The sequence below is a fragment of the Lactobacillus psittaci DSM 15354 genome (genome assembly GCF_000425905.1).
Classification (GTDB): domain Bacteria; phylum Bacillota; class Bacilli; order Lactobacillales; family Lactobacillaceae; genus Lactobacillus; species Lactobacillus psittaci.
The window spans coordinates 1-13,969 of the sequence record NZ_KE384473.1 but is presented as its reverse complement, the minus strand read 5'-3'; the positions used below and the strand labels follow the sequence as shown (position 1 = coordinate 13,969).

The following is a 13,969-nucleotide window of genomic DNA, read 5'->3' as shown; positions in this document are numbered from 1 at the left end:
TTTATTTTAACAGTTTTTGAGGTAATAAAAAACAAAGAGGATGGCTATCCTCTTTGTTTATCTGAGATTATTTATTCTTATAATAACTTTTCAAAAGCATCTTCATACTTTTCAATATCGCCAGCACCCATGAATACGACTACTGCATTTTCATTCTTAGTTAAATCCTTGATATTAGCTAAATCAATAACTTCACTACCTGGGATTTGGCTAGTAAGATCTTCACTTGAAATATCTCCACTCTTTTCTCTAGCTGAACCAAAGATTGGAGTAATGTAGGCCTTATCAACGCCTTTAAGGATTTCAATAAATTGGCTAGCAAATTCTTTAGTTCTTGAGTAAGTATGAGGTTGGAAGACAACAACCAACTTCTTATCTGGGAACTTTTGCTTAGCTGCTTGGATTGTAGCCTTCATTTCAGTTGGGTGGTGAGCGTAGTCATCAATCACAGTGATATCACCGAAATCTTTTTCACTAAAGCGACGTTTTGCCCCACCATAACTAATTAAGCCCTTCTTGATATCTTCCATTGGAACTTTTTCAGTTAAGGCAACTCCAATTACCGCTAAGGCGTTCATAATGTTATGGTCACCAAACAAATGAGTCTTAAATTCACCTACAGCCTCACCATGTGCCTTAACACTAAAGCTAGTGCCATCAGTTGACTTAACAACGTTATAAGCTTGGAAGTCATCGCTATCTTTAAAGCCATAAGTATATTTTGGAATTTTGGTTTCAATTAATTTCAAACGAGGATCATCGCCCCAAACAAAGAGTGCCTTCTTAGTTTGATCAGCTGCTGATTGGAATGCTCTTTGCGTGTCATTAATATCAGTAAAGTAATCTGGGTGATCAAAATCGATGTTGGTCATAATCTGATAATCAGGATGATATGCTAAAAAGTGACGACGGTATTCATCTGCTTCATAAACAAAGAAGCGTGAACCTTTAACGCCGCGACCTTCACCATCACCAATTAAATATGAAGTTGGAGCTGCTTCAGTTAAAACATGTGATAATAATGCGGTAGTAGAAGTTTTTCCATGGGCCCCACTAACACCGATACTAGTATATTGTTGAATAATTTCTTCAACAGTATCTGGGTAAGAATGCATTGGTACACCTAGTTCAAGGGCACGTGCTACTTCTGGATTTTCAGACTTAAATGCATTACCCTTTACGATAACTTGTCCACTTTTTTCGATATTATCGGCATTAAAACTCTTAATGACAATATTTTTATCTTCAAGCGGTTTTTGGGTAAATGTTTCTATATCAATATCACTACCCGCTACTTGATAACCTAAATCATTCATAATCAAGGCTAAAGAAGCCATACCTGTACCTTTAATACCAATAAACCAATATTGCTTTGTTTTATCTAACATAATCATTACTCCAAATTCAAAAATATCTTGAGTTCAATCTTTTTCATGATACCATTTTTTTCAAGAAAAAAGAGCCCCTTTAGGCTCTTTTATCAGTAATTTTATTTACTATCCTTTTTCAATTCTGGTGCATCAGTTGAAAAATCTGCTTGAGTTGTCTTTTGGCCATTTTTATACCAAAGACTAGATTTCTTCTTTTTATCAGCTGCATATAAGCGTTTCAAAGAAATCTTCTTTTGGTAGTCATAGTTTTTTGCCTTAACAGGTTTAAACCAACTAGGATGGTAAAAACGCAATAAATTACCACGTATTACCCGATCAGAAAGTGATAACTGAGTCGTTACCTCATTTGACATTGCTTCAAGTTCAGCCTTTTGCTTTTTCGATGGATGCTTTATCTTCTTACCAGATTTAGTGTAGTAATAAGCACCTGTAACTTTACTATATTTTGGTGAGATAAAATCACCATTTCGCTGTGCAACTAATTGTTGTCGATTAGTTGCCAATAAGTCATGACCAAATTGGATAGTCTCTGAGTCATTAATTCCTAGCAAATTCAATAAAGTTGGTAAAACATCTATTTCACCACCATAAGTATGATTGATACCACCCTTAAGTCCTGGCATGTGAATCATAAATGGGACACGTTGTTGCTTCAAATTATCAAGATCATTATATGACTTCTTATCTAGCAATTGCGCCATTGCCTTGTGGTGATTTCCAGAAATACCATAGTGGTCACCATAAAGAACCAATAAGGTATTCTTTTCAAGGCCAGTCTTTTTAAGATATGACATCAACTCACCAATTGCTTGATCTAAATAGTGCGCGGTTTGAACATAACCATCAACAGTTGAATCCCCAGTATCGGTCTTATCAATTGATTGATTCTTCTTGTCGATATCATAAGGATAGTGGTTAGTTACGGTAATCATTTTTAAATAAAATGGTTGTGGCAGGCGTTCAATATACTTAATTGACTGATCAAAGAAAATTTTGTCCTTGATGCCATAGCCAATATAATAGCCCTTCTTATTCTTGTAATAACTAAGTGGCATAAAGTATTGATAGCCAAACTGCTTATAAGCATTATTTCGATTCCAGAATGAACCTTCACCACCATGCATAACAGCTGTAGTATAACCGCCTTCTTGACTCAAGATTGCGGGAGCTGATTCAAAAGTATTTGACGTCCCATAACTTGCCATTGCTGAGCCTGAACTTAAACCATAAAGTGAATTTTCAAGCATCATTTCGGCATCAGACGTTTTCCCCTGACCAACTTGATTGAAGAAGTTATTAAAACTAATCGTATCACTTTCGTGATAAAGCTTATTCAAATTAGGAGTGACTTCTTCACCCTTCCACTTATAATCAATCAAGAATTGTTGAAAACTTTCCAGGTGGATAATTAACACATTCTTGCCTCTTGCTACTCCAGTATAGCTAGCATTATCAGCAATTTGATGACGCTTGATGTATGCCTGAACAGCCTTAATATCTGAGACATTTGCTTTAGCCATTTCGGCATTATTTTGTGCAGTTTTCACACCATCATAAAGGGCATATTCGTTCATTCCCAAGTACTTAACAATATAATTATTGTCAAAAGTTCTAGTTAGTAACCCTGAACGATCCTTTTGAGACATGACTAAATTTAAACCCATCAAAGTCAGAGCTAAAACTTCAACTAATGATGTTACTTTCACTTTTAATCGACGAACATCAATTTTAAAGACTTTAAAAATTAGCATAATTAAGATAATTAAAACATCTAAAAATGCTAAAAAGTCAGTTGGCTCTGTAATTCCAGCAATACTTTTGCCCAAATTATCACTGGTTGAACCGGAAGTTGACATAATTGCAAACGACAAGAAATTAGAAAATTCTCGGTAGTAAAGAATATTTGCAAACAGCCAAAAGCTCATAATGGTATCTATGGTAAAAATAATCCAATATGATTTTCTACCTTTGAAAAACAAACCAATTCCTAGTAACAACATTGCAGCTGGAATCGGATTCATCAAAAGCAGAAAATGTTGCATTGCCCCTTTGGCACCCAAACTAAATTTATTCAAATAAATGTAGTAAGTCTTTAGCCAGAATAAAGCTAAGACAAATGTAAAATACCCCAATTTGGTATGAAAGAGCCAATTGGATACTTTTTTGGCACGTAACATCCAATAAATTCCTTTCAATCTTTCTTTCAATTAATGATACTACTTACTTCAGCTTGCTAATGAAAAGTGGCAACCATTTAAAGAAAAATTAATTGCTTTTTGCTGGCTTGAAAATCCAAGCAAAAATTCCCAATAACATCCCCATGAAATAAGTAAAAAATCTCCAAATAAATAGTCCTAAGACAAGTTGAGCATTGCTAACAACATAACGTTTAAATAATGCTTGAAAACTAAATTCAGCTCCACCACTTGCACCTGGAATTGGAATTGTTGCCATAAAAAGCACTACTAAAATATTCATTGCTAGTAAATCGAAATAATTAGCCTGTAAATTTAATGCTAATAGTGTCAAAAATGGGACACTAAAATAACAGCCAATTTGTAAAATCGTTAAAACTAGACTAATTAGTAAGGCACGCTTGTTTTTCATAAGTACTTTACTTTCATGATGATAAGAGTCAATTTGTTTTATAAGTCCCACTTGAAACTTTTTCGCCCTATTCTCGTTACTAATTCGTGCTAAGGCCTTTGATAATAAGTAAGTTATTTTTTTCAAAGGACGATAAGCAAATAGAACTAAAAACAAAAAAACTATTGAACTAATATGCAAAATAAAGCCTAAAATTATAACAAGACTTAAAGCCCGATAATTCACCATAATAAAGTTAAATTTAGTGACAAAGGTAATAATATAGGCAAAAAATACCACAATCTGATAAATAATAAATTTCATCATCAATAAAGAGGTGGCACTACCTACACTATATCCCATTTGTGAAAGAGCAAATAATTGAGCGGGCTGTCCACCTGTCGCTAAAGGTGTAATTGCATTAAAAAGTGACTGAATTAATGGAACGCGATAAAAATGAATTAGCTTTTTTACTCCCTTGCTTTGACTCAAAGTTTGCAAAATCCCCGCTTCACATAGATAAGAAAATAAGACAATCAGAATTATTAAACCTATATAAAAGTAATTAAGCTTAGCAACTTGGCTAACTAGAGTTGTAAAATTAGTAGTCTTTAACTCTTGATAAAGTACTAAAGAAGATATAATCAAAACTACTAGTATACCAATTAAATGACCTTTTTTCATGGGCGAATTTGTCCTAATTCAACTCCTAGTCGATATTGCTCATTATAAAAATCTCTCCAAATTTCAGCTAAGTGTTCTTCTGAATACTGTTCACTGGCTTTTTTGGCAAGAGCTGAATATTCTTTCAAAATAGTAGGATTTTTAACAAGCTTGTGAATAACTTCGTTCAATTCAGAATAGTCGTTACCAGATAAATAATATCCATCTAAAATCGCCTTATATAAATCAAGGTTTCTTAATAAAACAGGTGTATGACAAGATAAAGCTTCCAAAACAGACATTGGGAAGAGTTCATCAAATGATGGTAACAAGAATAAATCAGCAATATTTAAATAATTCACCAATTCTTCACGATCAATAATTCCCGTAAAAGTCAAATTCTTAGGTGGGTTATCAAGTAAGGCCTTGTAATGATCATAGCCATCTGTCATTTTTCCAAAAGAAAAACCACCAGCCCAAATAAATTGAATATCTGGATTAGCTTGCGCAAGCTTGGCAAAATCATCTACCCCCTTACGCTCTTGAACCTGTCCATCCCCAAAAATAACAAATTTATCTAGTGGGATACCCAACTGTTTTCTAAAAGCATTTTTTTGCACAGTAGTTTGAGGATAAAACTCACTTTTTGCTACAAAATTAGGAATATAACGAATTTTCTCTCGGTCTAAGCCATGTGCTACTAACTTATCAATAAAGATTGGATTTACAACTACAATTTGATCCATTCGTTTATAAAAGCTAATCACATAGTCATAAAATGCTTGTCTAGCAGGAGCTGGTAGTTTGATTGAGCCTTCAAGCGTCTCTGGTAAAAAGTGAACATACCCAATTTTTCTGCCTCTTGCTTTTGAAAAACTATTTAAGAAATAAGTGGGATTAATTGTGTGATAATGTGTTAAATCACTTTGGCCATATTTATTGATAGTCACATAAAAATCATCTACTAATCTTGTTCTTAGTAATTTAATTAATTCTTGATAAGCAGAACCAACACCTTGCCCTTTAACTGAATCTGCTTGAGAAAACATATTAATTCTAATCATGCTTTACCTCTTTATCTTGATAACTAGCAATTGTTTCTTTATAAAAGTCGACCACTTCATTTCCAAAATGCTTTGCTGATAAACTATCTAGTTTATTAGCTAATTTTTCAGGATTAATTTTATTTTTGCCTGCTCGCAAATAAGTTTCAATTGCATCTTTCATTTCATTTTGGCTACTAAAAGTTTTACCGAATTCAACACTGTCAAATACATTTTCAGTATAATCTGTTGAAAAAACAACACTTCTAGTTCCAGCCGCCAAAGCTTCAATATATGTTAAACCTTGAGTTTCTGTATCACTTGCAGATACAAATAAATCTGCCATACGGTAATAATTACCAACATCCTCATGTGGTATATCCCCTGTAAAGATTACATAGTCTTCAAGCGTTAACCGTTCTACTTGATCTTGCAAAAGATCTCTATCAGGACCATCGCCAGCAATAACAAGTTTTAGATTTGGAAATTTTTCGATTAAATCAGGTAATAAGTCCAAAATACGATCAATCTTCTTTTCAGCAGCTACCCTACTTAAAGTTAGCATTACTAAATCATCTGGCTTAATTCCTAATTCAGGTCTTACATCGCGCTTTTGATCACCATTCATACTTTCAATATCAACACCTGTAGGAATGACTCTAATCGGAATTTCTACATCATAGCGCGTTAATAAGCTTTCAACCCGTTTACTTGGCGCAATCACTCCATCCATGCTCTTTAAATATGCTTTGGTAAATTGTTTTACATGGACAGGCTTTAAAAGGTTACCATTTAAAACATAATGTAGATAATCCTCATACATCGTGTGATAAGTATGAATTGCTGGGATATTTAATTGATGAGCTACATACTTACCGATTAACCCCATCGAAAATTCAGTCTGGGTATGAACAATATCTAGCTGTACTTCCTTTGCCACTTTGGTTGCTTCAAATAAACCTCTAAATGCAATTCTTCTATCAGTAAAAGAGATAAATGGAACACTTGAAAAACGGAAGACATTTGGTTCAACAGTTCCTTTGGCAATATGAGGATCAGTTGTCGTAAAAATAAAAACATTGTGCCCTTCTTTTTCTAGTGCTCGCTTAAGAGTTTGAATTGAAGTTGCCACACCAGAAAGTTGGGGGAAATAAGTATCAGTATATAACCCAATATTCATAAAAAAACCTCCATACTTTAGTTATTATAGAGATATAGTTGCTGGCTTGCAATTTTATATAATAAAAAAACTCGTTTGAACTTAATCAAACGAGTTAACCTATAGCGGTGATCGGGGTCGAACCGATACGTCCCAAGGGACACCAGATTTTGAGTCTGACGCGTCTGCCAATTCCGCCACACCGCCATGTACTTCAACTAACGACAACTGAGTCATTATAAGGCGGGGGTCGGATTCGAACCGACGATTAAGGTTTTGCAGACCTCTGCCTTACCACTTGGCTACACCGCCATCAGTTTTCTTCTTATGTAGTGAAATGAGATGCCTTTCAGCATCTCAATCCTAGGGCGGAATATGGGATTCGAACCCATGCATGCCGGATCCACAAACCGGTGTGTTAACCCCTTCACCAATTCCGCCGTGAAGTACTAACAGGGATAGTAGGAATTGAACCCACACCAACGGTTTTGGAGACCGTTGTTCTACCTTTAAACTATATCCCTATTATGGAGGAGAGTGGATTCGAACCACCGAACTCAGGGAGAGCGGTTTTACAGACCGCCGCGTTTAGCCACTTCGCTACTCCTCCAAAAAACATGGCGCGGGACGGAATCGAACCGCCGACACAAGGAGCTTCAATCCTTTGCTCTACCAACTGAGCTACCGAGCCATTTACGGTCCATGACGGATTTGAACCGACGATCTCCTCCGTGACAGGGAGGCGAGATAAACCACTACTCCAATGGACCATATTGCGGGAGCCGGATTTGAACCAACGACCTTCGGGTTATGAGCCCGACGAGCTACCAGACTGCTCCATCCCGCGATGATAAGGAGGATGTGGGATTCGAACCCACGCGCGGGCAAAACCCGCCTGACGGTTTTCAAGACCGTTCCCTTCAGCCGGACTTGGGTAATCCTCCATTTTTCATCAATGAATATTAAATTGATGAATGACCCGTACGAGATTTGAACTCATGTTACCGCCGTGAAAGGGCGGTGTCTTAACCACTTGACCAACGGGCCGTTCTCTTTGTTTTGTACCTCTTGCCGAAGCACAAATATTATAATACCTAATACCTACTCTTTTGTCAAACCTTTTTTCAAAAAAATTTTGATTTTTTTCGAAAACATGTAAAAAAGGGATTTTCTCAATCGAGAAAATCCCTTTATATCAACGTATTTACATTGTTGTTTTAGCTTGGGCTGCTTTTCTTAATGCTAACTCCTTGTTTTCAATTAAGTACATCGCAACTAATAAGAATAGAGCATAGAATGCGAATGCTACAATCCAGAGAATTAATGCATTTACATTTGCATAACCATTTCCTAATCCACCAGTGATTGCTTGACGGAAACCGTTAATTGCATAAGTCATTGGTAAAAATGGGTGAATTGTATTGAAGAATGAATCGGTAACTTGCATTGGGAACATACCGCCAGCACCACCAATTGATGCAACAAAGATTAGTAAGCCTGCAATTGTACCAAAGCGACCAAACGCTAAAGTAAATAACTGCATAATTGCCATTTGCGCTAAAGTATAAGCTAAACTAATCCAAAATAAGGCATCAATATGGTCAACTTTTAAGCCAGCTGCCATCATCACAAGGTTCAAAATTACAACCATACCTAAAGTTACCAGAATGGCTTGCTTAAACTCATGAATTAATACATCCTTAGCTTCTGAGAAATCTTTAAGTTTTCTACGAGCTGGAAATTCAAGTGTAAAGATTAATACCCCAATGAATAACCCTGTCGTCATGGCAAATGGGGCTAAGGCATGACCATAATTAGGCACTTTACTGCTTGAAGTATGTGTCAAGTTTGTTGGTGAGCCAAACATCCCAGCATTTGCATCACTACCATTAGTTGAATTTACTTTTTCTGCACCTTGCCCTAATTGATCTGCCAAAGTACCTGCACCTGCATTAAGTTTATCCATACCGGCACGTAATTGGCCAGAATTACTATCTAAAGTTGAAGTACCTGTAGCTAATTGATTTACACCAGAAATCAATTCAGGAACTTTGCCATTAAGACTTGCTAAAGCAGTATTTAATTGACTTGCACCACTAGTTAACTTGCCACTATTAGAATTAAGAGTACCTACTCCAGTATTAACTAAGCTTACACCATTAGTGTATTGCCCTACCCCATCGTAAAGCTTGCCAAAGCCTGTAACTAAAACAGGAGAATTAGCTTGTAATTTGCGAGCACCAGTATTTACTTGAGTTACGCCTGCAGTATATTGACTAATTCCATCATATAACTTACCAAAGCCCATTACTAAATTTAATGAATTTGCATCAAGCTTATTTGAACCAGCATTGGCAGTATCTACACCATTGGTATATTGATTAATACCAGCAACTAAAGTATTAATTGAACCAGTTGAATCAGCAAGTTGCTGAGTACCAGCCGCAATTTGTGAAGTTGCACTTGATAAAAGTGCAATCTTTCCTGGCATTGCATCCAGAAGTCCCTTGTTCTTTTCTAGATTTGCAAGCAAGGTATCAGTTTCACTCAATAAAGTTTGAGCATTTTGCATTGTATTTTGGAATGCTGGAAGTTGATTATGCAACTTGGTCATTTGATCCATTATTCCAGATAATTGATCTTGAAGTGGCATCAATTCTCCAGTAAAGAAATTATTGATACCACTATTTGCAGTTTGAATAGTGCTCGTTTGTGATTTCAAATCACCTGAAATTTCTTGAAGTTTAGCCTTAGTTGCTGTACTCATATTGCTGTCAGAACTAATTAACTTGTCGATTTCATTTGCATCATTAGATACACTTTCTTTTGCATTGTCAATATCAAAAGTAGAACCCCAGGCACCTGCACCATCATTACTAATTTTGTCCATGGTAGCCTTTAAGCTATTAACATCAATACCTTGAAGTGTGTCTAAAGCTGATTCAACATCTTTTAATTGCTTTTCAAGACTTGTTACTTGGCTTTGCATTGCTAAAGCTGCTGTAAGTTGACCAACAATATTGCTTGATTTCAAGGCAGAATTAAATGAACTTACCCCACTAGCAACTTGTTGAGCCCCAGAATTAAGGGTACCGAATTGGCCACTTGCAGTTTGCAATTGTCCTGCACCAGCTCTTAATGCAGCTGAGTTACTGCTTAAAGTATTTAAACCTGTATTTAATTGAGTTACACCTGAAGTATATTGACCTAATCCATTTTTAAGGGTATTCATACCCGTCAAAATAGTATCATTATTTGAAACCAATTTATTGGTGCCAGTAGCTAATTGATCTACTCCACCAGTATATTGGCCCAAACCACTTTTAAGAGTAGTCATCCCATTCATCAAAGTACCATTTTGGGATACTAACTTGTTAGTACCTGCAAATAAGGTATTTACCCCACCAGTATATTGATTAAGTCCAGTTAAAAGTTGTCCAGAGCCACTAACCAATTGTTGTGCACCTGCCTTAAGTGGACTTACAGAGACTTTCAGGGTTTGTACACCATTATTTACTTTAGAAACACCAGCGGTGTATTCCTTAGTACCATCAGATAGGGTAACGGTCCCGTCACTGATCTGCTGAGCACCATTTGCTGCTTTAGTCATTCCTTTACCTAAAGTCTTAAGTTGACTAAACATGGCAGTAGCATAAGCTTTTGTTACAGATGAACGAATACTTGCATCAATTGACTTAACACCAACCTCACTCATGGTTTCAGCTAAATAATTTAGTGAATCATTAGTCGTATAATGCAATTGCATCTTTTTAGGATGCTTAGATAAAACTGTGGTCGCATTTTTTGAAAAACTCCGAGGAATTGTCACAACAGTGTAGTATTGGCGATTCTTCAAGCCTTCTTTTGCTTGTTTTTCACTTACGAATTGCCATTTAAGGGCATGATTTTTCTTAAGTTGAGCGACAGTTTGATCCCCTACTGCAAATCTCTTCTTTTGATAGGTAACAGCTTGGTCTTTGTTAACAACTGCAATGGGCAAATTTCTAGCCCCTGCATATGGATCCCACATCGATTTAACAAAAGACAAGCTATACAATAGTGGCGCAAAAACAGCGGTTGCTACCATTATTAAAGTAAGGATACCATGATCCTTCATCCAATTTTTCATCTTGTCCATGAAATACTCCTACTAGCTCTGTAATAGAGACTTTTTCTATATATAAGTTAATTTGTATAACTCAATACTTAAAAATTATAGTCTTCTATCCATTTTTGTCAATCGTATATTTTAAAACTAAAAAAAGATGACAAAACTTATTCTCTTTGATAATCTATATAGCAGTTGATATGTATGTATTTTAAAGGATATTTTTATATGAATTCTAATAAAAAAATTTTTTCTATTATTATTAATCCAGAAGCTGGTGGAGGCCATGCAAAAAGTATTTGGCCCCAAGTTAAGCAAATATTAGATGAAAAAGAAATCAGTTATCACACTTTTTTTACTGAATACATGGGCCATGCGCAAGCTTTAGCAAAAAGAATTGCGGAAGAAAAAGCCACCGATATTTTATTAATTTTAGGTGGTGATGGTACATTACACGAAGCAATAAATGGTCTTATGAATACAAAACCAAATTGCCAAATACCTCTATCATATATACCAACAGGTTCAGGAAATGACTTTGCACGTTCATTTGGAATATCAGAAAATCCAATAAAAGCCTTAAATCAAATTCTTAACGCAAAAAAGTCTACTGAAATCTTTTTGGGTCATTATCACGAACTAATTGGTGGTAGAAGTGGTTACTTCCTTAATAATCTAGGAATTGGCTTTGATGCTAGAATCGTCCACAAGACTAATTCATCCATTTTGAAAAAATTTCTAAATCAAATTAATCTAGGAAAGTTTTCTTATGCTAGTAAAGGTATTTCAGCTTTTTTGGGACAAGGAACATTTAAGCTTAAACTTGGCAATAACACCTTTGAAAGATCCTATATTGCGATTATAAACAACGGACCTTATATTGGTGGTGGGATTGAAGTCTCACCTGAAATGAGCCTTAAAAAGCGGCAATTAGAGCTCTTTCTGGTAGAAAAGAAAAATGTGATGTCACTATTGAAAATTCTATTTTTATTCATCAATGGTAAGATTGATCAAAGCAAGTATGTTCACAGATTTAAATCTTCCAAGTTTAAAATAATAACTAAAAAGAGTCAATTTATTCACCTTGATGGAGAGGAATTTGCAAAATCAGAAGTGGAGCTAATTGTTAGCACTGCTTCGTATCCTTTTTGGCAAGAATCAAAGACAAAATAAAAAGATATTGGTCTGAATTGATCAATATCTTTTTACTTGCATTTTTTATAGTGATAGATAAAAGAAAAAGCACTACATTTACATGTAGTGCTACTACGGAGCAAGAGAGATTTGAACCCTCGCGCCGGAATTATCCGACCTACACCCTTAGCAGGGGCGCCTCTTCAGCCACTTGAGTATTGCTCCATATGGGCCTAAATGGACTTGAACCATCGACCTCACGCTTATCAGGCGTGCGCTCTAACCAGCTGAGCTATAGGCCCATATAAGCGGGTAACGAGAATCGGACTCGCGACTAAAGCTTGGAAGGCTTTTGTTTTACCACTAAACTATACCCGCACATATCTAAAAAAATAATGGCGCGGGACGGAATCGAACCGCCGACACAAGGAGCTTCAATCCTTTGCTCTACCAACTGAGCTACCGAGCCATTCTTACGGTCCATGACGGATTTGAACCGACGATCTCCTCCGTGACAGGGAGGCGAGATAAACCACTACTCCAATGGACCATATTGCGGGAGCCGGATTTGAACCAACGACCTTCGGGTTATGAGCCCGACGAGCTACCAGACTGCTCCATCCCGCGATTATATTAAATTAAAAGGCCTATAAATGGACCTTGTAGGACTCGAACCTACGACAAGACGGTTATGAGCCGTCTGCTCTAACCAACTGAGCTAAAGGTCCAAGCAACAATAGCGGCGGGGGGGATCGAACCCTCGACCTCCCGGGTATGAACCGGACGCTCTAGCCAGCTGAGCTACACCGCCAAAAAGTAATCATAGATTACAATCGGGAAGACAGGATTCGAACCTGCGACCCCCTGGTCCCAAACCAGGTGCTCTACCAAACTGAGCCACTTCCCGAATAGTGCACCCTGTAGGACTCGAACCTACAACCTTCTGATTCGTAGTCAGACACTCTATCCAGTTGCGCTAAGGGTGCATCAATAAGTGCCGAGGACCGGAGTCGAACCGGTACGGTTGAAACCAACCGCGGGATTTTAAGTCCCGTGCGTCTGCCAATTCCGCCACCCCGGCATCATTATTGAAAGCGGAAGACGGGATTCGAACCCGCGACCCCCACCATGGCAAGGTGATGTTCTACCACTGAACTACTTCCGCAAAATATAAATGCCGATTATACGATTTGAACGTACGACCCCCTGTTTACAAGACAGATGCTCTACCAACTGAGCTAAATCGGCAAATTGTCAATGTGTGGTTTGGCAACCAATACGGGTGGTGGGACTTGAACCCACACGTCCGAAAACACTAGAACCTAAATCTAGCGCGTCTGCCAATTCCGCCACACCCGCGATATTAGGGCCAATGAGCTGTGAGGGACTTGAACCCTCGACCCACGGATTAAAAGTCCGTTGCTCTACCAACTGAGCTAACAACTCAGGAATTATGGAGGATACAGGGCTCGAACCTGTGACCTCCTGCTTGTAAGGCAGATGCTCTCCCAGCTGAGCTAATCCTCCATGTGCGCGGCAGCTACCTACCCTCGCAGGCAGTTTCCCACCAACTACTCTCGGCGTGAAGAAGCTTAACTTCTGTGTTCGGCATGGGTACAGGTGTATCCTTCTTGCTATCGCCACCGCACTCTTTTTTGAGCTTTTACGCTCAAAACTGAATTTCAACCAACTAAAAACCTTGCGCTTTGGTCAAGTTCTCGACTGATTAGTACTGGTCCGCTCCATAGATCCCTCTACTTCCACTCCCAGCCTATCTACCTCATAGTCTTTGAGGTGTCTTATTGCTTTCGCAAAGGAAATCTCATCTCGAGGGGGGCTTCGCACTTAGATGCTTTCAGCGCTTATCCCTTCCATACATAGCTAC

7 protein-coding genes, 26 tRNA genes and 2 rRNA genes are annotated in these 13,969 nt (G+C 37.4%); 1 reads left to right on the top strand and 34 read right to left on the bottom strand.

What is annotated here, in order from left to right; all coding sequences use genetic code 11:
* Positions 1–77 precede the first annotated feature (77 nt).
* From murC to H628_RS07315, 16 genes are all read right to left on the bottom strand, one after another.
* Positions 78–1,388 (bottom strand): UDP-N-acetylmuramate--L-alanine ligase, encoded by a 1,311-nt coding sequence (gene murC, locus H628_RS0104400; protein ID WP_027825345.1) that lies wholly within the window; start codon positions 1,386–1,388, stop codon positions 78–80.
* 101 nt (positions 1,389–1,489) lie between these two features.
* Positions 1,490–3,568 (bottom strand): LTA synthase family protein, encoded by a 2,079-nt coding sequence (locus H628_RS0104395; RefSeq protein ID WP_027825344.1) that lies wholly within the window; start codon positions 3,566–3,568, stop codon positions 1,490–1,492.
* Positions 3,569–3,656: 88 nt separating this feature from the next.
* Entirely contained in the window at positions 3,657–4,661 is a 1,005-nt protein-coding gene (locus H628_RS0104390; protein ID WP_027825343.1) for a lysylphosphatidylglycerol synthase transmembrane domain-containing protein, read from the bottom strand.
* A complete protein-coding gene (locus tag H628_RS0104385; protein WP_027825342.1) occupies positions 4,658–5,704 on the bottom strand; it encodes a glycosyltransferase family 4 protein in 1,047 nt (348 codons plus the stop codon). The genes H628_RS0104390 and H628_RS0104385 overlap by 4 nt, the downstream gene beginning before the upstream one ends.
* Positions 5,697–6,863 carry a glycosyltransferase family 4 protein gene (locus H628_RS0104380; RefSeq protein ID WP_027825341.1) on the bottom strand — a complete coding sequence of 389 codons (1,167 nt, stop codon included), beginning with the start codon at positions 6,861–6,863 and terminating at the stop codon, positions 5,697–5,699. The genes H628_RS0104385 and H628_RS0104380 overlap by 8 nt, the downstream gene beginning before the upstream one ends.
* Positions 6,864–6,965: 102 nt before the next feature.
* Positions 6,966–7,049 (bottom strand) — tRNA-Leu (locus tag H628_RS0104375).
* Between the two features lie 34 nt (positions 7,050–7,083).
* A tRNA-Cys gene (locus tag H628_RS0104370) sits at positions 7,084–7,154 on the bottom strand.
* 55 nt (positions 7,155–7,209) lie between these two features.
* Positions 7,210–7,282 (bottom strand) — tRNA-His (locus H628_RS0104365).
* A 13-nt stretch (positions 7,283–7,295) separates the two neighbouring features.
* Positions 7,296–7,366: transfer RNA gene (locus H628_RS0104360), tRNA-Trp, on the bottom strand.
* A gap of 4 nt (positions 7,367–7,370) precedes the next feature.
* A tRNA-Tyr gene (locus tag H628_RS0104355) sits at positions 7,371–7,452 on the bottom strand.
* Between the two features lie 8 nt (positions 7,453–7,460).
* Positions 7,461–7,533 (bottom strand) — tRNA-Phe (locus H628_RS0104350).
* 5 nt (positions 7,534–7,538) lie between these two features.
* Positions 7,539–7,612 (bottom strand) — tRNA-Asp (locus H628_RS0104345).
* Between the two features lie 3 nt (positions 7,613–7,615).
* A tRNA-Met gene (locus H628_RS0104340) sits at positions 7,616–7,689 on the bottom strand.
* A 6-nt stretch (positions 7,690–7,695) separates the two neighbouring features.
* A tRNA-Ser gene (locus tag H628_RS0104335) sits at positions 7,696–7,786 on the bottom strand.
* Between the two features lie 31 nt (positions 7,787–7,817).
* Positions 7,818–7,889, bottom strand: a tRNA-Glu gene (locus tag H628_RS0104330).
* 157 nt (positions 7,890–8,046) lie between these two features.
* Positions 8,047–10,980: a YhgE/Pip domain-containing protein gene (locus H628_RS07315; protein ID WP_051237965.1), complete on the bottom strand. Its 2,934-nt coding sequence runs from the start codon at positions 10,978–10,980 to the stop codon at positions 8,047–8,049.
* A gap of 198 nt (positions 10,981–11,178) precedes the next feature.
* On the opposite strand from H628_RS07315, the gene H628_RS0104320 reads away from it, so the two are divergent.
* Positions 11,179–12,123 (top strand): diacylglycerol/lipid kinase family protein, encoded by a 945-nt coding sequence (locus H628_RS0104320; protein WP_027825340.1) that lies wholly within the window; start codon positions 11,179–11,181, stop codon positions 12,121–12,123.
* Positions 12,124–12,219: 96 nt separating this feature from the next.
* On the opposite strand, the gene H628_RS0104315 is transcribed toward H628_RS0104320, so the two are convergent.
* From H628_RS0104315 to H628_RS0104230, 18 genes are all read right to left on the bottom strand, one after another.
* A tRNA-Ser gene (locus H628_RS0104315) sits at positions 12,220–12,309 on the bottom strand.
* 3 nt (positions 12,310–12,312) lie between these two features.
* A tRNA-Ile gene (locus H628_RS0104310) sits at positions 12,313–12,386 on the bottom strand.
* A 5-nt stretch (positions 12,387–12,391) separates the two neighbouring features.
* Positions 12,392–12,462, bottom strand: a tRNA-Gly gene (locus H628_RS0104305).
* 18 nt (positions 12,463–12,480) lie between these two features.
* A tRNA-Phe gene (locus H628_RS0104300) sits at positions 12,481–12,553 on the bottom strand.
* A 7-nt stretch (positions 12,554–12,560) separates the two neighbouring features.
* Positions 12,561–12,634, bottom strand: a tRNA-Asp gene (locus tag H628_RS0104295).
* A 3-nt stretch (positions 12,635–12,637) separates the two neighbouring features.
* Positions 12,638–12,711 (bottom strand) — tRNA-Met (locus tag H628_RS0104290).
* A gap of 27 nt (positions 12,712–12,738) precedes the next feature.
* A tRNA-Ile gene (locus H628_RS0104285) sits at positions 12,739–12,812 on the bottom strand.
* Positions 12,813–12,821: 9 nt separating this feature from the next.
* Positions 12,822–12,895, bottom strand: a tRNA-Met gene (locus tag H628_RS0104280).
* 22 nt (positions 12,896–12,917) lie between these two features.
* Positions 12,918–12,991 (bottom strand) — tRNA-Pro (locus H628_RS0104275).
* Between the two features lie 5 nt (positions 12,992–12,996).
* A tRNA-Arg gene (locus tag H628_RS0104270) sits at positions 12,997–13,070 on the bottom strand.
* 9 nt (positions 13,071–13,079) lie between these two features.
* Positions 13,080–13,165 (bottom strand) — tRNA-Leu (locus H628_RS0104265).
* Between the two features lie 12 nt (positions 13,166–13,177).
* Positions 13,178–13,249, bottom strand: a tRNA-Gly gene (locus H628_RS0104260).
* A gap of 10 nt (positions 13,250–13,259) precedes the next feature.
* A tRNA-Thr gene (locus tag H628_RS0104255) sits at positions 13,260–13,332 on the bottom strand.
* A gap of 29 nt (positions 13,333–13,361) precedes the next feature.
* Positions 13,362–13,443 (bottom strand) — tRNA-Leu (locus H628_RS0104250).
* A gap of 14 nt (positions 13,444–13,457) precedes the next feature.
* A tRNA-Lys gene (locus tag H628_RS0104245) sits at positions 13,458–13,530 on the bottom strand.
* Positions 13,531–13,538: 8 nt separating this feature from the next.
* A tRNA-Val gene (locus tag H628_RS0104240) sits at positions 13,539–13,611 on the bottom strand.
* A 4-nt stretch (positions 13,612–13,615) separates the two neighbouring features.
* Positions 13,616–13,732: ribosomal RNA gene (gene rrf / locus H628_RS0104235) — 5S ribosomal RNA — on the bottom strand.
* Positions 13,733–13,790: 58 nt separating this feature from the next.
* A 23S ribosomal RNA gene (locus tag H628_RS0104230) occupies positions 13,791–13,969 on the bottom strand; the annotation flags it as partial.